A 21,684-nucleotide genomic window follows, 5' to 3' on the forward strand; every position below is an offset into this window, starting at 1 on the left:
CCGCCCACGTGTGCCCCGGAGCCCCACAGCCCCGGGGCACATGTGCGCCAGGGGGCGCCTACCGTGCGCCGAGCGCCCCATGCCGGCGCGGCCGCGGTCCGCGCACGGGCAGCCCGGGCGCGGCCCGGCCGAGCAGGTTTCCCTGCACCCGCGTGACACCCAGCTCGACCAGCGCGGTGAGCTGGGTGGCCTGCTCCACGCCCTCGGCGACGACCTCGAGGCCATGGGCCTCGGCGAGTCCCAGGATCGCGCGCAGCACCGCGATGCCGCGCGCGGTGCCGATCTCCCGCACGAAGGACTGGTCGATCTTCAGGATGTCCACGGGCAGTGACGCGAGGCGGGACAGCGAGCTGTAGCCGGTGCCGAAGTCGTCGAGCGCGATGCGCACGCCCCGCTCGCGCAACGCCTGCAATTTGATGGTCGCGGCGGCGTCGTCGGCGAGCAGCGCGCTCTCGGTGACCTCGATCGTCAGGCGCACCCACTCGCTGTCGCCCCAGGCGCGCTCCACCTGGTCGAGGAAGTCGGGCTCGGAGACCTGGCGCGCCGCGACGTTGACGGCCACGGGCAGTTGGAAGCGGTCGTAGCCCGTGCGGGCGCTGGCCATGAGCGCCTCGCCGATCGGGATGATCAGGCCTGACTCCTCGGCCAGGGGGAGCCACTCGGCGGGCTGGAGCATGGTGCCCCGGTGCGACCAGCGGGCGAGCGCCTCGAGCTCGACGACCTCCAAGGTGCGGGCGTCGACGATCGGCTGGAAGTGGGTGACGAACTCGTGGTCGGCGATGCCCTCGTCGAGAGCGCGGCGCAGGCGCGTCTCCGACTGGACCCGGCGGCGGAGCGGCCGGTCGAACAGGAGCACGCCGACGCGGGTGCGCTTCGCCTCGAGCATCGCGGTGTCGGCGTGGCGCAGCAGGGCCTCGGTGTCCAGCGGCTCGCCGGGCTCCCATGCGGCGATGCCCACCGTGAGGCGTGGGGCGTTGCTGACCGTCCCGGGTCCGGTGAAGCCGTTGCGCAGGCGGTGGCCGAGGTCGCGCAGCGCGTCATCCGACGGCGCCCGGGAGATCACCGCGACGAACTCGTCGCCGCCGAGCCGCGCGACGCTCGAGCCTGCGGGCACCTGCGAGCGCAGGTGGTCGGCGACCTGGACGAGCAGCGCGTCACCCCAGGCGTGGCCGTGGTGGTCGTTCGCCTGCTTGAAGTGGTCCAGGTCGCAGTAGACGACAGCGACGCGGGTGCGCTCCACCTCGGCCTGGTCCAGCGCCTCGGCGAGCTGCTTGTCGAGGGCGTGCCGATTGGGCAGCGAGGTGAGCGAGTCGGTGAACGCGGCCCGTCCGAGCCGGTCGGCGAGCTCGGTGCGCTCGGCGTGCGCCGAGACGAGCTGGGCGAGGTCCATCAAGAAGCCCCGCTCGCGGGGGTCGAGCGGCCGGCCCTCGAGGGGGAACAGCTCGGTGACGAACCTCCCGCGCGGCAGGTTGCGCAGCGAGCCCTCGATCTTCGGGTCGCCGAGCACGTGACGGGCCTCCTCGCGGGCGCGCAGCAGCAACGCCTCGGGGTCCTTGAGGAACCAGGCGGCGTTGGCGATGCGCGCGACCGCGTCGCGCATGCTGTTCTGCCGGTCGGCCTCCCACTGCGAGCGCCGGAGCCGGTGCAGCGCGAGCGCCTCCAGGCCGATGCACAGCGGGATCGCCCACGAGCTGGTGAGGATCTCCCGCAGGGCGGGGTCGGCCACGAGGAACGACGCGACGAGCACCAGGGTGGACAGCGACGAGACGGCGAGGAGGGCGGCGCCCATGGCCGTCAGGCGGGTCTTGCCGACGGCGACCACCACATAGACGCCCACGATCGTCACGGGGACGAGGAAGGTGATGGCGTCGACCGGGCCGCGGGCCGACGCGCCCCCTCCGTGGCGGACGACGAGGTCCGTGCCCAGCCACAGCACGGCGCGCAGGATGTACAGCGCGCTGGTGGCGAGGACGTAGGCGCGCACGGGCGGGCCGGAGGCGTAGGCACGGGTGGCGGGCAGTGCCAGGACGACGGCGGCCGCGAGGAGCTGTGCGCGCACGAAGGGCAGCACCTCGCCGGCCGGCAGGACGGCCAGGAGGCCGTTGACGAGGAACAGGAGCGCGAGCGCGGCGGACCACAGCAGCGTCCAGGCGGCGCCCGCCCGGCGGAGGCGTCCCCGCCACCACACCCAGTGCAGCATGCAGAAGCCGCCCACCAATCCGGCGGCGGAGAACTGCACGAGCGCCGCCCAGGTCGGCGCTGAGATCTCCATGTTCGCTCAATCGGTCCATTCGCCCGCGGCATTGAGTCGGCATCCGGGTGACGACGCCTCCGCGGCAGCCGGCGCGCGTCCAGTGTGTGGCGGTGCGTCAGGGCATTCGCCGCGGGGCGGTATTGTCGAGTCCTGACAGATATTCCTTTAAGGCCCGTCCAGAGAGGCGGGGAAGGAGGCTGCCAGATGAGCTCTGGCACTGGTGCGCCCATCGATGGCGCACGGCCCGCGGACCTGACCGCCGCTCCGGACACGACAGTCGTCCTGGGAGCCGCTGAGATCGGCCGGGCACTGACGCGCATCGCCCACGAGATCCTCGAGCGCAACAAGGGCGGCTCCGACCTAGTGCTGCTGGGCATCCCCACCCGTGGCCTGCCGCTCGCGCATCGCCTGGCGCAGCGCCTCGCCGACGTGGAGCCCGGACTCGAGGTCGCGGACCTGGTCGGCAGCCTGGACGTCACGATGCACCGCGACGACCTGGCCCTGCACCCCACCCGCGCGATCGGCCGGACGGCGCTGCCCGACGGCGGCATCGACGGCAAGGTCGTGGTGCTGGTGGACGACGTGCTCTACTCCGGCCGCACGATCCGCGCCGCCCTCGACGCCCTGAGCGACCTGGGCCGCCCCCGCGTGGTGCAGCTCGCCGCGCTGGTGGACCGGGGACACCGCGAGTTGCCGATCCGCGCGGACTTCGTCGGCAAGAACCTGCCGACCTCCACCTCGGAGCGGGTGCGCGTGCTGGTCGCCGAGATCGACGGCCAGGACGCCGTGCTCATCTCGGGAGGCGCGCGATGAGGCATCTGCTCTCCGCCCAGGACCTCGACCGCGACGCGGCGATCCGGGTGCTCGACACGGCTGGGCAGATGGCCGCCACGCAGGCGCGCGAGATCAAGAAGCTCCCCACGTTGCGCGGCCGCACCGTCGTCAACCTGTTCTTCGAGGACTCGACGCGCACCCGGATCTCCTTCGAGACGGCCGCCAAGCGGCTCTCGGCTGACGTGATCAACTTCTCGGCGAAGGGCTCGAGCGTGTCCAAGGGCGAGTCGCTCAAGGACACCGCGCAGACCCTGCAGGCGATGGGCGCGGACGCGGTGGTCATCCGCCACCAGGCCTCCGGCGCCCCGCACCGGCTGGCGCACTCGGGCTGGACGAACGGCGCCGTCGTCAACGCGGGCGACGGCACCCATCAGCACCCCACGCAGGCGCTGCTCGACGCGTACACGATCCGCCGCCACCTGGTGGGCGACGGCGGGCGCGCGGATGTCAGCGGCCGCGACCTGCAGGGGCTGCGGGTCGCGATCGTCGGGGACGTGCTGCACAGCCGGGTCGCCCGCTCCAACGTGCAGCTCCTGCACACCCTGGGCGCCGAGGTGACGCTCGTGGCGCCGCCCACGCTGGTCCCCGTCGGGGTCGAGGCGTGGCCCGCCCGAGTGTCCTACGACCTCGACGCGGTGCTGGCCGACGAGCAGCCGGACGCCGTGATGATGCTCCGCGTGCAGCGCGAGCGGATGTCGAACGCGGGCGGCGGGTTCTTCCCGAGCCCGGTCGAGTACTCGCGCGGCTACGGGCTTGACGGCCGCCGGCTGCGCAACCTGGCCGAGCACGCCATCGTCATGCACCCGGGCCCGATGAACCGCGGCCTGGAGATCTCGGCGGAGGCGGCGGACTCGCCCCGCGCCGTGATCGTGGAACAGGTCGCCAACGGGGTGGCCGTGCGGATGGCTGTGCTGTACATGCTCCTCGCGGGGGAGCAGACGACGAACGTGAAGGTGGACGCAGCGTGAGGACGACGTATCTGCTCCGGGCCGTGGCGCCCCTGGGCGGCGAGCCCGTGGACGTGCTGCTGGCCGACGGCGTGATCGCCGCGATGGGGCCCGACGCCGCCGCTCAGGCGGGTGACGACGCTGTCGTCGTCGACGGCGCGGGCCTGGTGCTGCTGCCCGGCCTGGTGGACCTGCACACGCATCTGCGCGAGCCGGGACGCGAGGACGCCGAGACGGTGCTGTCCGGGACGCGCGCGGCGGCCCTCGGCGGCTTCACGGCCGTGCACGCGATGGCCAACACCACGCCGACCCAGGACACCGCCGGCGTCGTCGAGCAGGTGTGGCGCCTGGGCCGTGACGCGGGCTGGGTCGACGTGCGCCCCGTCGGCGCGGTGAGCGTGGGCCTGGACGGCGAGCACCTCGCCGAGCTCGGCGCGATGGCCAGCTCCGCCGCCCGTGTGCGGGTGTTCTCCGACGACGGCAAGTGCGTGAGCGACCCGGTGCTGATGCGCCGCGCGCTCGAGTACACGAAGGCCTTCGACGGGGTGGTCTCCCAGCACTCGCAGGAGCCGCGCCTGACCGTCGGCGCCCAGATGCACGAGGGCGTCGTCTCCGCGGAGATCGGCCTCGCGGGCTGGCCCGCGGTCGCCGAGGAGGCGATCATCGCCCGCGACGTGCTGCTCGCCGAGCACGTCGGCTCGCGCCTGCACGTGTGCCACCTGTCCACGGCCGGCTCGGTGGAGATCATCCGCTGGGCGAAGTCGCGGGGCATCGACGTGACGGCCGAGGTCACCCCGCACCACCTCATGCTCACGGACGAGGAGGCCCGCGGCTACGACCCGGTGTTCAAGGTCACCCCGCCGCTGCGCACCGCCGCCGACGTCGAGGCCGTCCGGGCGGGCTTGGCGGACGGCACCATCGACATCGTCGCCACCGACCACGCGCCGCATCCGCGCGAGGACAAGGACTGCGAGTGGGCCGCCGCCGCCTTCGGCATGACGGGCCTGGAGACCGCGCTGTCGGTGGTGCAGGAGGCCATGGTCGACACCGGGCGCATGACCTGGGCGGACGTCGCCCGCGTGCTGTCCAGCACGCCCGCGGCGATCGGCCGCGTCGAGGACCAGGGGCGGCCGCTGGCGGTGGGGGAGGCCGCGAACCTCACGCTCGTCGACCCGTCGGCGCGCCGCACGGTGGTCCCCGAGGAGCAGGGCACCGCGAGCGCCAACTCCCCGTTCCGCGGCCGTGAGCTGCCGGGCGCGGTCGTGGCGACGTTCCTGCGCGGCCGGGCCACGGTGCTCGGTGGTCGGGCGCAGGACGGCCCGGACGGCAGCCGCCGTGCTGCCGGCCGCGAGGCCGTCTGATGCGGGCGGGCGTGACGATCGTCGTCCTGGTGGCCCTGGGCGCGCTGGTGCTGTGGTCGATGCGGCGCGGGTGGCGGAGCCGGGGCGTGAGCACGGCCGCCGTGGTCCCCGACCTGCCGGCGACGCCCGCGGAGGGGTTGCGCGGGGCGCCGGTGACCGAGCCGATGGAGGCCACGTACATCTCCTCGACGCGTGCCGGCGACTGGCTCGACCGGGTCGTGGCGCACGACTTGGGCGTGCGCAGTGCCGCGCAGGCGCAGGTGTTCGAGCGCGGTGTCCTGCTGACGCGGCGTGGCGCGGCGGACGTGTGGGTGCCGTCGCAGTCGTTGCGGTCGGTCGGCACGACGTCCGGCATGGCTGGCAAGTACGTCGGGGGCGACGGGATCGTCGTCCTCACCTGGGCGCTGGAAGGTGACGAGCGCGGGCTCGACACGGGTGTGCGCCCGCGTCGCTCCCAGGACCGCACGCGCCTGCTCGAGGCAGCCCGAGGCTTGATCGACCCGACGTCCCCCGTGGCGCAGAAGGAGCAGCAATGACCGACGCAGTCCTGATCCTGGAGGACGGGCGGACGTTCCGCGGGCGCGCCTACGGCGCCACCGGGGCCACTGTCGGCGAGATCGTCTTCAACACCGGCATGACTGGGTACCAGGAGACGCTCACCGACCCCAGCTATCACCGGCAGATCGTGGTGATGACGGCCCCGCACATCGGCAACACCGGTGTGAACGACGAGGACCCGGAGTCGGGCCGCATCTGGGTGGCCGGCTTCGTGGTGCGCGACCCTGCGCGCCGCCCGTCGAACTGGCGCTCCGAGCGGACGCTGGACGAGGAGCTCGCCGCGCAGGGCGTGGTCGGCATCTCGGACATCGACACCCGTGCGCTGACGCGCCACCTGCGTGAGCGGGGCGTGATGCGGGGTGGGATCTTCTCCGGCGAGGCGCTGCTCGGGGCTGACGGCTCGCGCCTGCCCGACGACGTGCTGCTCGCCGCGGTGCAGGCCGCCCCGGCGATGCAGGGCGCCGACCTGGCCGGCGAGGTCTCGACGTCGCAGGCGTACGTCGTGGAGCCCCTCGGGGCCGACGGCGCGCCGCTGGCCGAGCCGGTGGCCACCGTCGCCGCGGTGGACCTGGGCATCAAGTCCATGACGCCGCAGCGGATGGCGGAGCGGGGCATCCGGGTGCATGTGCTGCCCTCGGACGCGACCATCGACGATGTGCTGGCCACCGGCGCTGACGGGGTGTTCTTCTCGAACGGCCCCGGCGACCCGGCCGCCGCCACGCATGAGGTCGAGCTGCTGCGCGCGGTGCTCGACCGCCGTATCCCGTTCTTCGGGATCTGCTACGGCAACCAGCTGCTGGGCCGGGCGCTCGGCTACGGCACGTACAAGTTGGGCTACGGCCACCGTGGCGTGAACCAGCCGGTGGTGGACCGCCTGACCGGCAAGGTGGAGATCACCGCGCACAACCACGGCTTCGCTGTGGACGCCCCGCTGGACGGCGAGTCCACGGCGCCACATGACGGCGGCCGCTACGGCCGGGTCGTGGTGTCCCACGTGAATCTGAACGACGACGTCGTCGAGGGCCTGTCCGCCCTGGACCTGCCGGCCTTCTCGGTGCAGTACCACCCCGAGGCCGCGGCGGGCCCGCATGACGCCGCGTACCTCTTCGACCGTTTCCTCGAGCTCATGCACACCACGGGTGCGCAGAAGGGTGCCGACGACTGATGCCGCGTCGCACAGACATCTCCAGCGTCCTCGTCATCGGCTCCGGGCCGATCGTCATCGGGCAGGCGTGTGAGTTCGACTACTCGGGCACGCAGGCGTGCCGCGTGCTGCGGGACGAGGGCATCCGGGTCGTCCTGGTGAACTCGAACCCCGCCACGATCATGACGGACCCCGAGTTCGCCGACGCCACGTACGTGGAGCCCATCACCCGCGAGGTGCTGACCTCGATCATCGCCAAGGAGCGCCCGGACGCGGTGCTCGCGACTCTGGGCGGGCAGACGGCGCTGAACGCGGCCATCGAGCTCGACGAGGCGGGTGTGCTCGAGGAGTACGGCGTCGAGCTGATCGGCGCGAACATCGCCGCCATCCAGAAGGGCGAGGACCGCCAGCAGTTCAAGGAGGTCGTGGAGGTCTGCGGCGGGGAGAGCGCCCGCTCGGAGATCATCCACTCCGTCGAGGAGGCCGTCACCGCGGCCGACGTGCTGGGCTACCCGATGGTGGTGCGCCCGTCGTTCACGATGGGCGGCCTGGGCTCGGGCATGGCCTACGACGAGGCGGACCTGCGCCGCATCGTCGGGCAGGGCCTGCACTACTCGCCGACCACCGAGGTGCTCCTGGAGGAGTCGATCCTCGGCTGGAAGGAGTTCGAGCTCGAGCTCATGCGGGACAAGGCCGACAACGTCGTGGTCGTGTGCTCGATCGAGAACGTCGACCCGGTCGGCGTGCACACGGGCGACTCGGTCACCGTGGCGCCGGCTCTGACGCTCACGGACCGCGAGTTCCAGCGCATGCGCGACATCGGCATCGCGATCATCCGCGAGGTCGGCGTGGACACGGGCGGCTGCAACGTCCAGTTCGCGATCCACCCGGACACGGGCCGCATCATCGTCATCGAGATGAACCCGCGCGTGTCGCGCTCCTCGGCGCTGGCGTCCAAGGCCACGGGCTTCCCCATCGCGAAGATCGCGGCCCGCCTGGCCATCGGCTACACGCTCGACGAGATCCCCAACGACATCACCGGCTCCACCCCGGCGTCCTTCGAGCCCACGCTCGACTACGTCGTGGTCAAGGTGCCCCGCTTCGCCTTCGAGAAGTTCCCGGCAGCGGACGACACGCTGACCACCACCATGAAGTCGGTGGGCGAGGCGATGGCGCTGGGCCGCAACTACACCGAGGCCCTGGGCAAGGCCATGCGCTCGATCGACAAGAAGGGCTCGACGTTCCACTGGGACGGCGAGCCGCTCACGGGCGCCGATCTCGAGTCGCTCGTCGAGTCGCTCTCCCGCCCCACCGAGGGCCGCCACGTCGACGTGCAGCAGGCGCTGCGCGCCGGGGTGAGCGTCGAGGAGGTCTACGAGCGCACCGGCATCGACCCGTGGTTCCTCGACCAGGTCGTCCTGGTCAACGAGGTCGCGCAGGCCACCGCCGACGCCCCGGCGCTCACCGCCGACGTGCTCGCCCACGCCAAGCGGCACGGCCTGTCCGACCCGCAGATCGCGTCGTTGCGCGGCGTCACCGAGGACGAGGTGCGCCGCACCCGGCACGCCCTCGGGGTCCGCCCGGTCTACAAGACCGTCGACACCTGCGCCGCCGAGTTCGAGGCCCGCACCCCGTACCACTATTCGTCGTATGACGAGGAGACGGAGGTCGCCCCGCGCGACCGCCCGGCGGTGCTGATCCTCGGCTCGGGCCCCAACCGCATCGGCCAGGGCATCGAGTTCGACTACTCATGCGTGCATGCCGCGCTGGCCCTCAAGGGCGAGTACGAGACCGTCATGGTCAACTGCAACCCGGAGACCGTCTCGACCGACTACGACACCTCCGACCGGCTCTACTTCGAGCCGTTGACCTTCGAGGACGTCCTGGAGGTCTACGAGGCGGAGCTCGCCGCCGGGCCGGTGGCCGGCCTCATCGTGCAGCTCGGCGGCCAGACCCCGCTGTCGCTCGCGCAGCGCCTCGCCGACGCTGGTCTGCCGATCCTGGGCACGTCGCCCGCGGCCATCGACGCCGCCGAGGACCGCGGAGCCTTCGGCGCCGTCCTCGCCGAGGCGGGGCTCCCCGCGCCGGCCTTCGGCACCGCCACGACGCTCGAGGCGGCCCGCGAGATCGCCCGCGGCATCGGCTTCCCGGTGCTCGTCCGCCCGTCGTACGTGCTGGGCGGGCGCGGCATGGAGATCGTCTACGACGAGGTGCAGCTCACCGAGTACGTCGAGCGGGCCCTCGAGGCGGCGGTGGACCACACGGGCCGCGCCGGCGCCCTGCCGCCGCTGCTCATCGACCGCTTCCTCGACGACGCGATCGAGATCGACGTGGACGCGATCTACGACGGCCACGAGCTGTTCCTCGGCGGCGTCATGGAGCACATCGAGGAGGCGGGCATCCACTCCGGCGACTCGGCGTGCGTGCTGCCCCCGGTCACGCTCTCCACGGCTGAGCTGGAGCGCATCCGCCGCTCCACCGAGGCCATCGCGCGCGGCGTCGGGGTGCGCGGGCTGCTCAACATCCAGTTCGCGCTCGTCTCCGACGTGCTCTACGTGTTGGAGGCCAACCCGCGCGCGTCGCGCACCGCGCCGTTCGTCTCGAAGGCCACCGGCGTCTCGCTCGCGAAGGCCGCCGCGCTGGTCATGACGGGCCACACGATCGCCGACCTGCGCGCCTCGGGCGTGCTCCCGCAGACCGACGCCAGCGTGCTCGACCTGAACGCGCCCATCGCCGTGAAGGAGGCGGTGCTGCCGTTCAAGCGCTTCCGCACCGCCGACGGCACAGTCGTCGACACCGTGCTCGGGCCGGAGATGCGGTCCACGGGCGAGGTGATGGGCTTCGACGTGGACTTCCCCACGGCGTTCGCCAAGTCGCAGGCCGCGGCGTTCGGCGGCCTGCCGACCTCCGGGGCGGCGTTCATCTCGGTGGCCGACCGCGACAAGCGCTCGATCGTCTTCCCGGTGAAGCGCCTGGCCGAGCTCGGCTTCGAGATCCTCGCCACCGAGGGCACCGCCGCGGTGCTGCGCCGCAGCGGCATCGAGTCCCGGGTCGTGCGCAAGCACTCGGAGGGCCGGGGCGACGCGGGGGAGCCCACCATCGTCGACCTCATCACGCAGGGCCGGGTGGACATCGTGGTGAACACGCCCTCAGGGCAGGGCGCCCGTGCGGACGGCTACGAGATCCGCGCGGCGACCACCGCTGCCGACAAGGCGATTGTCACGACGGTGCAGCAGCTCGGCGCGGCCGTGCAGGGCATCGAGGCGGCCCTCGCCGGGCCGTTCCAGGTGACCAGCCTGCAGGAGCACGACGCCGCCCGCGGGGCACGTCGCGTCGCCGGGTCGGTGGCCTGATGGGCGCCACGTTCGGCGCGCGCCTGGCCGCGGCGATGGACGCCCACGGCCCGCTGTGCGTCGGGATCGCCCCGCACCCCGGCCTGCTGCGGGCGTGGGGGCTGCCCGACGACGCGTCCGGGCTGTCGGCGTTCGCGCGCGCCGTTACCGACGCCCTGGGCGGCCGCGTCGCGGCGCTCAAGCCCCAGTCGGCGCTCTTCGAGCGGCACGGCTCCGCCGGGGTCGCCGTGCTCGAGGAGGTCGTCGCGGCGGGACGCGACTCCGGGACGCTGGTGATCGTCGACGCGAAGCGCGGCGACATCGGCTCCACGATGGCCGCATACGCCGACGCCTACCTGCGGGACGGCTCGCCGCTCGCCGGCGACGCGCTGACGGTGTCGCCCTACCTGGGCTTCGGCTCGATCGCGCCCGCCGTCGAGGCCGCCCAGGCCACCGGGCGCGGCCTGTTCGTGCTGGCCCTGACGTCGAACCCCGAAGGCGCGTCCGTGCAGCATGCGCGCGACGCGCACGGGGTGTCGGTGGCGTCCCGGATGGCCCTGGAGGCGGGGGCCCTCAACGAGCGCGAGGTCGCCGCGTCCGGGGCCGAGCTGGGGTCGATCGGGCTCGTCGTGGGCGCCACGATCGGGGATGCGGCCGCCCGCACGGGCGTGGACCTGGCCGCCGTCCGGGGGCCGTTGCTGGCCCCCGGGGTGGGCGCCCAGGGGGCCGGCGCGGACGAGCTCGCAGCCGTGTTCGGGGCCGCTCGACGAGCTGTCCTCGCCTCCTCGTCACGTGGTGTGCTGGCCGCCGGGCCCGATCGCGACGCCCTGCGACGGGCTGCGGCCGCCGCCGCGGCGGAAGCCGCCGCCGCCCTGCGATGACGTTCGCGTTGCCGACCTGTGCGAATGCTCGCTAGGTTCGGTGGACGATCACGTCCCACTGACGAGAAGGTGACTCGAGTGGCTCTTCCACCGCTGACTCCAGAACAACGTTCCGCAGCTCTAGAGAAGGCCGCCGCAGCGCGGCAGGCACGCGCCGAGGTGAAGAACCGGCTGAAGTACTCCCAGGGGACTCTCTCGGAGGTGATCGCCCAAGGCCATGAGGACGACACCATCGGCAAGCTCAAGGTCGTCGCGCTCCTCGAGTCGCTCCCCGGAGTCGGCAAGGTCAAGGCGCGGGCCATCATGTCCGAGGTGGGCATCTCCGAGACGCGCCGCGTGCGCGGCCTGGGCCCCCACCAGATCAAGGCGCTGGTGGACAGGTTCGGGTGAGGTAGCGTCAGTGGGTCCCCCCACCACTGGCCCAGGAGTGCTGCACCCTCATGACGACGACGCCTGCCCGGCTCACCGTTCTCGCCGGACCGACCGCCGTTGGCAAGGGCACCGTGTCCGCCGACGTGCGGTCGCGGTATCCCGAGTTGTGGCTCTCGGTGTCGGCGACGACCCGGGCGCCGCGGCCCGGGGAGGTCGAGGGGGTGCATTACCACTTCGTCTCGGGCGCCGAGTTCGACGCGATGGTCGAGCGCGGCGAGATGCTCGAGTGGGCCGTGGTCCATGGCCGCAACCGCTACGGGACACCGCGTGGGCCGGTCGAGGCGCATCTCGCGGCCGGTGAGCCGGTGCTCCTCGAGCTCGACTTGCAGGGCGCGCGCCAGGTGCGCGCGTCCATGCCGGACGCTCAGTTCATCTTCCTCGCGCCGCCGAGCTGGGACGAGTTGGTGCGCCGGCTCGTGGGCCGGGGGACCGAGGACGCCGAGGAGCGCGAGCGCCGCCTGGAGACGGCGCGCGTCGAGCTCGCCGCCGAGTCGGAGTTCGACCACACCATCGTCAACGACGACGTCCGGCGGGCGACTGACGAGCTGGTCCACCTGATGGGACTTCCGACCGGGTAACATGGCCCCAGTCCCACCCCTGCAACGTGCGGAGTTCACCGTGTCCGGAACCGTCGCCGCCCCAGTCGGCATCACCGACCCGCCCATCGACCAGCTGCTCGAGCGCGCGGACTCCAAGTACGCGCTCGTCATCTACTCGGCCAAGCGCGCGCGTCAGATCAACGCCTACTACTCCCAGCTCAACGAGGGCCTGCTCGAGTACGTCGGCCCCCTCGTCGAGACCCGTCCGCAGGAGAAGCCCCTCTCGATCGCCATGCGCGAGATCGACGGCGGGCTCCTGACGGTCGAGTCGACGACCGAGGCCTGAGCCGCCTCGCCTCCGGGCAGGCGCCACCTCGGCGGACCCCATGCGCATCGTCCTCGGCGTCTCCGGCGGCATCGCCGCCTACAAGTCAGCCCTGCTGCTGCGCCTGCTCACCGAGGCCGGCCATGACGTCCGGGTGGTGCCCACGCGGGCGTCGCTCGAGTTCGTCGGGCTGGCCACCTGGGAGGCCTTGTCCGGGCATCCGGTGAGCACCGAGGTCTTCGAGGACGTGCCGCATGTGCCGCACGTCTCGCTGGGCAAGTCGGCCGACCTGGTCGTCGTCGCGCCCGCCACCGCCGACCTGCTCTCGCGCGCGGCCACCGGCCGCGCCGACGACCTGCTCACGGCCACGCTGCTCACCGCCCGATGCCCGGTGCTCGTCGCCCCCGCGATGCACACCGAGATGTGGGAGCACCCGGCCACCGTCGCGAACGTGCGCACACTGCGTGAGCGCGGGGTGCATGTGCTGGAGCCCGCCTCGGGGCGGCTCACCGGCGCGGACACGGGCCCCGGCCGGATGCCCGACCCGGAGGTCGTGGCCGCCGCTGCGCTGGCCCTCGTGGAGCCCGCCGAGCCGTCCCCGGCGCAGGACCTCGCCGGCATGCCCGTCGTGGTCTCCGCCGGTGGCCCCCGCGAGCCGCTCGACCCCGTGCGGTACCTGGGCAACCGGTCCTCCGGCCGCCAGGGATACGCCCTCGCCCGTGCGGCGCGCGCACGCGGCGCCCGGGTGACCCTGGTCACCGCCAACGTCGCCCTGCCTGTGCCTGAGGGCGTCGAGGCGCTCCCGGTCGAGACCACCGAGCAGCTGCGGGACGCGGTGCGCGCCGCGGCGAAGGACGCGGACGTGGTGGTCATGGCCGCAGCCGTCGCGGACTTCCGCCCGGCGTCCAGCGCCACGTCCAAGATCAAGAAGTCGGGGGGCGACCCGCTCGTCCTGCGGCTCGGGCAGAACCCCGACATCCTCGCCGAGCTGGCCGCCGAGCGGTTGCGGCCTGGGCAGGTCGTGGTGGGCTTCGCCGCGGAGACCGGCGACGACGGCGCGTCGGTGCTCGAGCACGGCCGGGCGAAGGCCCTGCGCAAGCGAGCCGACCTGCTCGTCGTCAACGCGGTGGGCGCCGGGCGCGGGTTCGGCACAGCCGACAACGACATCACCATCCTCGACCGCGACGCGGAGGTCGTGGCCACGGCCAGCGGCAGCAAAGACGTCGTCGCCGACCGAGTCTGGGATGCGGTACTCGCACATCTGTGAGCGTCGGCCGCATTAGGCTGTTCCGCATGACCGAGCCTGACATGCGACTGTTCACCTCCGAGTCCGTCACGGAAGGTCACCCGGACAAGATCTGTGATCAGATCTCCGACGCCATCCTCGACGCGATCCTCGAGCAGGACCCCGCCGCGCGGGTGGCAGTCGAGACCATGGTCACCACCGGTCTGGTGCATGTCGCGGGTGAGGTGACGACCAGCGCGTACGTCGAGATCCCGCAGGTCGTGCGCCAGGTGGTGCGCGGCATCGGCTACACGTCCTCCCACATTGGCTTCGACGGCGACTCGTGCGGCGTGTCCGTCTCCATCGGGCAGCAGTCGCCCGACATCGCGCAGGGCGTCGACAAGGCGCTCGAGGCGCGTCAGGACGACGCCGACCACGACCCGCCCGACCTGCAGGGCGCGGGCGACCAGGGCCTGATGTTCGGCTACGCCAGCAACGACACCGCCTCGCTCCTGCCGCTGCCGATCTTCCTGGCCCACCGCCTCGCCGAGCGGCTCGCCGAGGTCCGCAAGGCAGACGTGGTCCCCGGGCTGCGCCCCGACGGCAAGACGCAGGTGACGATCGGCTACGAGGGCGACCGCGCGGTGCGCCTCGACACCGTGGTGCTCTCCACCCAGCACGACCCCGACCTGAACCTCGAGGCCGTGCTCGCCCCGGCCATCGCCGAGCATGTCGTCGCCCCCGTCCTCGCCGAGCTCGACCTGGACCTCGACGTGCGCGGCCACCGCCTGCTCGTCAACCCGACCGGCACGTTCGTCGTCGGCGGCCCCCAGGGCGACGCCGGCCTCACCGGCCGCAAGATCATCGTCGACACGTACGGCGGCATGGCCCGCCACGGCGGCGGTGCGTTCTCCGGCAAGGACCCGTCGAAGGTGGACCGCTCCGCCGCGTACGCGCTGCGCTGGGTGGCCAAGAACGTCGTCGCCGCCGGGCTCGCGACGCGCTGCGAGGTGCAGGTCGCCTACGCCATCGGCAAGGCGCAGCCCGTGGGCCTGTACGTGGAGACGTTCGGCACCGAGACGGTCCCGCTGGAGCGCATCACGCGGGCCATCCGCGAGGTCTTCGACCTGCGCCCCGCCGCGATCATCCGGGACCTGGACCTGCTGCGGCCGATCTACCAGCGGACGGCCGCCTACGGGCACTTCGGCCGCGAGCTGCCCGAGTTCACCTGGGAGCGCACCGACCGCGCCGCCGACCTCCTCACAGCAGTCGGCTGACCCCGGCTTCGCCGTGGGGGATGGTCGCCGGGGTTGGCTGTCGGGTCATCGGCCGCACCCCGGATGATCAGCGCTCTGGAGGATGAGAGGTGCCGGTGGACGGGCCAGCGCAGGAGCAGGGTGAGCAGCTGACCCTGCTCGACCTGCCCGCCCCGGCGCCCGCGAAGGGTCGCCGGGCGCGGGCCCTCGCGCGCGACGGCGTGCATCCCGCCGCGGAGCTGCCTGTCGCCCGGGTGTGCGTCGCCCTCCCGCCGGCCCACCTTGACCGCTCGTTCGAGTACGTGGTGCCCGCCGCGATGAGCGACGCCGCGCAGCCAGGCACGCGGGTCAAGGTCCGATTCGGGGGCCAGGACGTCGACGGGTACCTGCTCGAGCGCACCGAGCACGCGGAGCACGACGGGACGCTGGCGCCGCTGCGCCGCGTGGTCTCGCCCGAGCAGGTGCTGACCCCCGAGGTGCATGCGCTCGCCCGGGCAGTCGCGGACCGCTACGCGGGCACCCTGGCCGATGTGCTGCGGCTGGCGATCCCCGCCCGGCACGCGCGGGTCGAGGGCGCGACCATGGCCGCGGCCGCCGCGGTGGATGAGCCGCACGGCGAGACCACGCCGAGTCCGGCCACCGCGGCCGAGACGCCACCTGCCGTGCCACCCGTCGAGCCTGCGCCGGCGCTCCTGTCGAGCGCATGGCAGCCCTACCGGGGCGGACCGGCCTTCCTGCAGCACCTGAGCGCTGGCGGGGCGCCGCGCGCGGTGCTGTCGGCGTTGCCCGGCCCTGCCGGGGAGCGTTGGCCCGACGCGATCGCGCAGGCGGCGGCAGCGTGCCTCGCGGGTGGGCGCGGCGTCCTGGTCGTCGTCCCGGACGCCCGCGACGTGGTGCGCGTGTGCGCGGCTCTCGACACGGCGGGCATCGGGCCGTGGTCCGGGACGTCCTCCGGGGGCTACGTGCGGCTCCTCGCGGATGACGGCCCCGCGCCGCGCTACCGCGCGTTCCTCGCCGCCCTGCGCGGCCAGGCGCACGTGGTCGTCGGCACGCGGGCTGCCGCGTTCGCCCCCGTGTCGCGGCTGGGCCTGGTGGCCTGCTGGGACGACGGCGACGACTTGCATGTCGAGCCACGCACCCCGCACCCCCACGTGCGCGAGGTGCTGGCCCTGCGCGCCGCCCAGCAGGGCGCGGCCTACCTGCTGGCCGCCCACGGCCGCACCGTCGAGGCGCAGGCGATGGTGGAGCGCGGCTGGGCACATGACGTGGCCGCCGACCGGGCCGTGGTGCGAGCCCGGACGCCGCAGGTCAGGGCGCTGACGAGCGTGGAGCTCGCCCGCGAGGGCGCGGCCGGGGCCGCCCGGCTGCCCGGCCCCGCGACGCGTCTCATCCGCGAGCGCCTGGCCCACGGGCCTGTGCTCGTGCAGGTGCCGCGTGCCGGGTACCTGCCGGTGGTGGCCTGCGACAGGTGCCGGGCCGTCGCACGGTGCGGCGCCTGCCATGGCGCCTTGGCGCTGGGCTCGGCGCAGGCGGTCCCGCAGTGCCAGTGGTGCGGGCGGCTCGCGACGGGCTGGCAGTGCGCGGAGTGCGGCGCCGGGTCGTTGCGCTCGGTGCGCGTCGGATCGGACCGCACCGCCGAGGAACTGGGCCGCGCGTTCCCGGGTGTGCCGGTGCGCTCGTCGGGCGCCCGTGCCGCGGCCGGCGTCATCGCGACGGTGCCGGACGCCCCCGCCCTGGTGGTGGCGACGACCGGCGCGGAGCCGGTGTGCGAGGCCGGGTACGCCGGGGCTGTGCTGCTCGACGCGGGCGTGGGGTCCATGTCGACGTCGCTGAGCGCGGGGGAGGACGCGGTGCGCCGCTGGCTGGCGGCGGCCGCCCTGGTCAGGCCGCACGGCGAAGGGGGCGTGGTCGCGCTCGTCGGAGACGGGGCGCCAGGGCCCACCCAGGCGTTGGTGCGCTGGGACCCGGCCGGGCTCGCGTCGCGGGACCTGGTCGAGCGCCAGACGCTGGCGCTGCCGCCCGTGGTGCGCGTGGCGGCGATCACGGGGACGCGCGACGCGGTGCAGGCCGTCGTGGACCGCCTGGAGCTGCCACCCGGCGGGGGAGTGCTGGGTCCGGTGCCGGTGACTGGCTCGTCGCAGATCGGCGTGGCGCGGCGGTCGACCCGCGCGCCCGCGCAGGAGACGTTGGACGCCGAGGTCAGGGTGCTGGTGCGGGCGCCGCTCGCGGAGGGGCACGCCCTGGTGCGCACCCTGGCGGCATCGCTCGCGGTGCGCAGCGCACGGCGTGAGGGCGGGACCGTGCGGGTGCAGGTCGACCCGGCGGAGATGCTGTGACGTCCGGCGACCTGGACGGCGCGCGGGTGGGCGGGGTCCGGACGTCGGTCCAGGCGGTGGTGTTCGACCTCGGCAACGTGTTGGTCCGATGGGATCCGCGTCTGCCGTTCGCCGGGAGCCTGACCCCCGCCGAGGTGGACGCCTTGTTCGAGGACGTCGACTTCGCCGCCTTCAACCACCTGCAGGACGCGGGCCGGCCGTGGGACGTCGCCCTGGCCGCGCTGCACGAGCTGCATCCGCGCCACGCGGCGGCCATGACGTTGTATCGCGACAACTTCGCGGCGTCGCTGCCGGGCCCGGTGCCGGGCTCCGCGCAGGTTGTCCAGGACGTGCGGGCTGCGGGAGTGCGGCTGCTGGGCCTGACGAACTGGTCGGCGGAGACCTTCCACCACGCCGCGCCGGCGGCTCCCGCGATCGAGCTGCTCGAGGACGTGCTGGTGTCAGGCGAGGTGGGCCTGGCGAAGCCGGACCCCCGGATCTTCCGGCTGCTCGCGCGACGCTTCGGGCTGGACCCGGCGGGCACGGTCTTCGTGGACGACTCGCCGGCGAACGTCGTCGCCGCGGCTGCCGAGGGTTTCGACGCGCTGCTGTTCACGGATGCGCGCCGGCTGCGCGCCGATCTCGTGGAACGCGGCCTTCCGGTCTGAGCCGATCGCGCGCTGGCCGGCCGGTGGCTGGGCGGCGTGCCCCCGCGGGGAGGCGGGCCCTCCGGGCCGCCTAGGATCGAGGGATGCGACTGCTCTTCGCCGGCACCCCCGAGGTGGCTGTTCCCGCTCTTGACGCCCTCCTCGACTCACGGCACGACGTGGTGGCGGTGCTGACCCGTCCGGACGCCCGCTCCGGGCGCGGCCGGACCCTGGCGCCGAGCCCCGTCAAGCGGCGGGCGCTCGAGGCCGGGATCGAGGTCCTCACTCCTGGCAGCCCCCGTGACGTGGAGTTCCAGGCGCGCCTGGCGGAGCTCGCCGTCCACGCGGCGCCGGTGGTGGCGTACGGAGCCCTGGTGCCCGCGGCGGCGCTCGGCATCCCCACACATGGCTGGGTGAACCTGCACTTCTCGGTGCTGCCCGCCTGGCGGGGCGCGGCCCCTGTCCAGCGGGCCATCATCTCCGGGGACGAGGTCACCGGCGCCAGCACGTTCCTCCTGGAGGAGGGCCTCGACACCGGGCCGGTGTTCGGGACCCTCACGGAGACGATCAGGCCCCGGGACACCGCCGGCGACCTGCTGGGGCGGCTGTCGGTGGCGGGCGCCGACCTGCTGGTGCGCACGCTCGACGGGATCGAGGACGGGATCCTCAGCCCTGTCCCGCAGCCCCATGACGGGGTCAGCATCGCGCCCCGGCTCGATGTCGAGGACGCGAGGGTGCGGTGGCGGCTCCCGGCCTACGCCGTGGACCGGCTGATCCGCGGCTGCACCCCCGCGCCGGGCGCCTGGACTCTGCTGCCGGACGGCGCGCGGCTCGGACTGGGCCCGGTGGCGCCCGACCCCGAGGTCGTCGACCTGGCTCCTGGTGAGGTGCGCCTGACGAAGCGGGACGTGCTGGTGGGCACCGCGACGTCGGCAGTGCGGTTGGGCGAGGGGACGCCCGCCGGGAAGCGGACGATGGACGCGGCGGCCTGGGCGCGCGGCGCGCGGCTTGCCGACGGCACACCCCGGCGGGACGGGCTGCGGCTCGGCGAGGAGGCCGGAGACGGGCCACAACCCGGCAGCGCACAGACGAGCGACTTGGCGGCAGACGCGTGAGCGGCGACGGCGGACGCGGCCCGGCCTCCTCGCGTCGGGACGCCCAGGGGCGTGAGCGTGGGGCCGCGCGCGCCGCCGGCCGCGGCGCGCGGACGGCCAGCGCCCCCTCCCAGCGACGACGCGAGGCCGACGTGGCCCGCACGGCCGCATTCGACGTGCTGCGGGCCGTGCGCGAGACGGACTCCTACGCGAACCTCGTGCTGCCGCCGCTGCTGCGCGAGCGGAGGATCAACGGCAGGGACGCGGGCTTCGCGACGGAGCTCGCCTATGGCGCGCTGCGCCTGCAGGGCCGCTACGACGCGATCATCGAGCAGTGCGCCGCCCGGCCCGTCGGGGCGATCGACGCCCCGGTGCTGGATGTGCTCCGGCTGGGCGCCCATCAGCTCCTCGGGATGCGGGTGCCCGCGCATGCCGCGGTCTCCGAGACGGTGGGCCTGGCCCGCCAGCAGGTGGGGACGGGCGCCGCGCAGTTCGTCAACGCGGTGCTGCGAGCCGTCAGCAAGGAGCCGTTGGACGTGTGGCTGCAGCGCATCGGGGACGCCGCCGACCCCGCGGGCGACGCGCCGCTGGAGCGGCTCGCGGTGGTGGAGAGCCACCCGACCTGGGTGGTGCGCGCGCTGCGCGAGGCGCTGGTGGCGCACGGGCGCCCCGCCGACGAGATCGACGCGCTGCTCCGCGCGGACAACGACGCGCCGCGGGTGACGTTGGTGGCCCGGCCCGGGCTGGCCACTGCCGAGGAGGTCGTCGCGGAGCTCCCCGAGAGCCGCATCGGCCAGTGGGCCCCGACCGCCGTGGTCCTGGACTCTGGCGACCCGGCCTCGCTCCCAGGCGTGCGCCGCGGCGCCGTGGGCGTGCAGGACGAGGGCAGCCAGCTGACCGCGCTGGCGCTGGCCGAGGCGCCCGTCGAGGGACGTGACGAGCGCTGGCTCGACCTGTGCGCGGGGCCTGGCGGCAAGGCGGCGCTGCTCGGCGCGCTGGCCGCGGGCCGTGGCGCCCGGCTGGTCGCCAACGAGGTGCAGCCGCACCGGGCCCGGCTCGTCGAGCGCGCCCTGGCCGCGCTGCCCGACGGCGCCGTCGAGGCAGTGCGGGTGGGCGATGGGCGCACGGTCGGCGAGCAGGAGCCCGCGGCCTACGACCGGGTGCTGGTCGACGCCCCGTGCACCGGCCTCGGGGCGCTGCGCAGGCGCCCGGAGGCTCGTTGGCGGCGTAGCCCGGCAGACCTCGCGGGCCTCGGCGAGCTGCAGCGCGCATTGCTCGGGTCGGCGCTCCAGGCGGTGCGGGTCGGCGGCGTCGTCGCCTATGTGACCTGCTCGCCGCACCTTGTGGAGACCCAGCTCGTGGTCAAGGACGCGGTGCGCGCCGCGGGCCGGGCCGGCCTGCAGGTGGAGGTCCTTGACGCGCGTGAGCCGATGCGCCGGCTCGCACCGGAGATCGACCTCGCGGACCGCGTGGACGTGCAGCTGTGGCCGCACGTCCACGGCACCGACGCGATGCACCTGACGCTCCTGCGCCGCGTGGGCTGAGCGCACCCCGCGTGCCCTCGCCAGCGCGGCGCGGGCGCGCGGATACCCTGGTCAGGTGGCCGCACTGATCAGTCCCAGCATCCTGTCCGCCGATTTCGCGAACCTCGAGCGCGACCTCGAGGTGATCCGCGACGCCGACTACGCGCATGTCGACGTGATGGACAACCACTTCGTCCCGAACCTCACCCTGGGCCTGCCGGTGGTGCGCCGCATCGTCGAAGTCTCACCCGTGCCGATCGACGCGCACCTGATGATCGAGGACGTGGACCGGTGGGCCCCGCTGTACGCCGAGGCGGGCGTCGCGTCGGTCACGTTCCACGCGGAGGCCTCCCAGGCCCCCGTGCGGCTGGCCCGCGAGCTCCGGTCGCAGGGCGTGCGCGCCTCCGTGGCGCTGCGGCCCGCCACGCCCGTGGAGCCGTTCCTGGACCTGCTCGACGAGCTCGACATGATCCTGGTGATGACCGTGGAGCCTGGGTTCGGGGGGCAGGCGTTCATCGAGGGCACCCTCGCGAAGATCCGCCGGGCGCGGGCCGCGATCGACGCCAGCGGCGCGGCGACGTGGATCCAGGTCGACGGCGGCGTCTCCCGCGGCACGATCGCTGCCATCGCCGCGGCCGGAGCCAACTGCTTCGTGGCGGGCTCGGCCGTGTACGGGGCGCCTGACCCGGCCGCCGAGATCGCCATCCTGCGCGATCTGGCCGACGCGGCTGCGCCCGGCAGCGGCGCCTGACGCCGCCCAGCGTGCGGGCGTCCTGACCGGGGGAATGCCCCGTGTGGCATCATCGTTGACAGAACGCACACACGTGCTCCGGGGTCGGTGTAATTCCGAGCCGGCGGTGACAGTCCGCGACCCGAACGCTCCTCACAGGGCGGCCGGTTGACCTGGTGGAACTCCAGGACCGACGGTGAAAGTCCGGATGGGAGGAGACGTGGCGGTGCGCGCCAGCATGGGCGCGCTCCGTGGGATCCGGACGCCTTGACGGGCGTCCCCCTCCC

Annotated in this window: 18 protein-coding genes and 1 riboswitch; of the genes, 17 read left to right on the top strand and 1 reads right to left on the bottom strand. The window is 73.9% G+C overall.

The genetic code is table 11. The features are described 5' to 3' along the window. Positions 1 to 58: 58 nt before the first annotated feature. A complete protein-coding gene (locus BN3788_RS16970; protein WP_066588732.1) occupies positions 59 to 2,272 on the bottom strand; it encodes a putative bifunctional diguanylate cyclase/phosphodiesterase in 2,214 nt (737 codons plus the stop codon). Between the two features lie 186 nt (positions 2,273 to 2,458). Here BN3788_RS16970 and pyrR point away from each other — a divergent pair, with 186 nt between their 5' ends. From pyrR to rpe, 17 genes are all read left to right on the top strand, one after another. Continuing rightward, complete coding sequence (gene pyrR, locus BN3788_RS16975) at positions 2,459 to 3,067, top strand: bifunctional pyr operon transcriptional regulator/uracil phosphoribosyltransferase PyrR (RefSeq protein ID WP_066588734.1); 609 nt, start codon at positions 2,459 to 2,461, stop codon at positions 3,065 to 3,067. Then, the gene (locus BN3788_RS16980) at positions 3,064 to 4,056 is read left to right on the top strand and encodes an aspartate carbamoyltransferase catalytic subunit (RefSeq protein WP_066588736.1); all 993 of its coding nucleotides are present in this window, start codon (positions 3,064 to 3,066) and stop codon (positions 4,054 to 4,056) included. The genes pyrR and BN3788_RS16980 overlap by 4 nt, the downstream gene beginning before the upstream one ends. Next, positions 4,053 to 5,396, top strand: a complete 1,344-nt coding sequence (locus BN3788_RS16985; protein ID WP_066588739.1) for a dihydroorotase — start codon at positions 4,053 to 4,055, stop codon at positions 5,394 to 5,396. The genes BN3788_RS16980 and BN3788_RS16985 overlap by 4 nt, the downstream gene beginning before the upstream one ends. Positions 5,397 to 5,407: 11 nt before the next feature. Further along, complete coding sequence (locus BN3788_RS16990; protein WP_234346702.1) at positions 5,408 to 5,932, top strand: PH-like domain-containing protein; 525 nt, start codon at positions 5,408 to 5,410, stop codon at positions 5,930 to 5,932. After that, positions 5,929 to 7,119, top strand: coding sequence for a glutamine-hydrolyzing carbamoyl-phosphate synthase small subunit (gene carA / locus BN3788_RS16995; RefSeq protein WP_066588748.1), 1,191 nt, complete (start codon positions 5,929 to 5,931; stop codon positions 7,117 to 7,119). The genes BN3788_RS16990 and carA overlap by 4 nt, the downstream gene beginning before the upstream one ends. Next, the gene (gene carB, locus BN3788_RS17000) at positions 7,119 to 10,451 is read left to right on the top strand and encodes a carbamoyl-phosphate synthase large subunit (protein WP_066588751.1); all 3,333 of its coding nucleotides are present in this window, start codon (positions 7,119 to 7,121) and stop codon (positions 10,449 to 10,451) included. Before carA ends, carB begins: the two co-directional genes overlap by 1 nt. Beyond that, a complete protein-coding gene (gene pyrF / locus BN3788_RS17005; protein WP_066588754.1) occupies positions 10,451 to 11,311 on the top strand; it encodes an orotidine-5'-phosphate decarboxylase in 861 nt (286 codons plus the stop codon). Before carB ends, pyrF begins: the two co-directional genes overlap by 1 nt. A gap of 78 nt (positions 11,312 to 11,389) precedes the next feature. Then, positions 11,390 to 11,701 carry an integration host factor, actinobacterial type gene (gene mihF, locus BN3788_RS17010; protein ID WP_066588755.1) on the top strand — a complete coding sequence of 104 codons (312 nt, stop codon included), beginning with the start codon at positions 11,390 to 11,392 and terminating at the stop codon, positions 11,699 to 11,701. Positions 11,702 to 11,751: 50 nt separating this feature from the next. Next, a complete protein-coding gene (gene gmk, locus BN3788_RS17015) occupies positions 11,752 to 12,321 on the top strand; it encodes a guanylate kinase (RefSeq protein ID WP_066588758.1) in 570 nt (189 codons plus the stop codon). Between the two features lie 40 nt (positions 12,322 to 12,361). Continuing rightward, a complete protein-coding gene (rpoZ, locus tag BN3788_RS17020) occupies positions 12,362 to 12,628 on the top strand; it encodes a DNA-directed RNA polymerase subunit omega (protein ID WP_066589652.1) in 267 nt (88 codons plus the stop codon). A gap of 40 nt (positions 12,629 to 12,668) precedes the next feature. Next, complete coding sequence (coaBC, locus tag BN3788_RS17025; protein WP_066588760.1) at positions 12,669 to 13,874, top strand: bifunctional phosphopantothenoylcysteine decarboxylase/phosphopantothenate--cysteine ligase CoaBC; 1,206 nt, start codon at positions 12,669 to 12,671, stop codon at positions 13,872 to 13,874. 26 nt (positions 13,875 to 13,900) lie between these two features. Beyond that, positions 13,901 to 15,109 carry a methionine adenosyltransferase gene (gene metK / locus BN3788_RS17030; RefSeq protein ID WP_066588763.1) on the top strand — a complete coding sequence of 403 codons (1,209 nt, stop codon included), beginning with the start codon at positions 13,901 to 13,903 and terminating at the stop codon, positions 15,107 to 15,109. Positions 15,110 to 15,198: 89 nt separating this feature from the next. Beyond that, positions 15,199 to 17,424, top strand: coding sequence for a primosomal protein N' (locus BN3788_RS17035; RefSeq protein WP_234346703.1), 2,226 nt, complete (start codon positions 15,199 to 15,201; stop codon positions 17,422 to 17,424). Continuing rightward, positions 17,421 to 18,071, top strand: coding sequence for an HAD family hydrolase (locus BN3788_RS17040; RefSeq protein WP_234346704.1), 651 nt, complete (start codon positions 17,421 to 17,423; stop codon positions 18,069 to 18,071). The genes BN3788_RS17035 and BN3788_RS17040 overlap by 4 nt, the downstream gene beginning before the upstream one ends. Positions 18,072 to 18,154: 83 nt before the next feature. Next, positions 18,155 to 19,165 (top strand): methionyl-tRNA formyltransferase, encoded by a 1,011-nt coding sequence (locus tag BN3788_RS17045; RefSeq protein WP_066588766.1) that lies wholly within the window; start codon positions 18,155 to 18,157, stop codon positions 19,163 to 19,165. Beyond that, on the top strand, positions 19,162 to 20,688 hold the full coding sequence (locus tag BN3788_RS17050; protein WP_066588768.1) for an RsmB/NOP family class I SAM-dependent RNA methyltransferase: 1,527 nt from the start codon (positions 19,162 to 19,164) through the stop codon (positions 20,686 to 20,688). Before BN3788_RS17045 ends, BN3788_RS17050 begins: the two co-directional genes overlap by 4 nt. A 55-nt stretch (positions 20,689 to 20,743) precedes the next feature. Further along, positions 20,744 to 21,418 (top strand): ribulose-phosphate 3-epimerase, encoded by a 675-nt coding sequence (rpe, locus tag BN3788_RS17055; RefSeq protein ID WP_066588770.1) that lies wholly within the window; start codon positions 20,744 to 20,746, stop codon positions 21,416 to 21,418. Positions 21,419 to 21,487: 69 nt separating this feature from the next. Beyond that, positions 21,488 to 21,621, top strand: a riboswitch (FMN riboswitch). Positions 21,622 to 21,684 lie beyond the last annotated feature (63 nt).

The organism is Cellulomonas timonensis, from assembly GCF_900046455.1.
Lineage (GTDB): Bacteria > Actinomycetota > Actinomycetes > Actinomycetales > Cellulomonadaceae > Cellulomonas_A > Cellulomonas_A timonensis.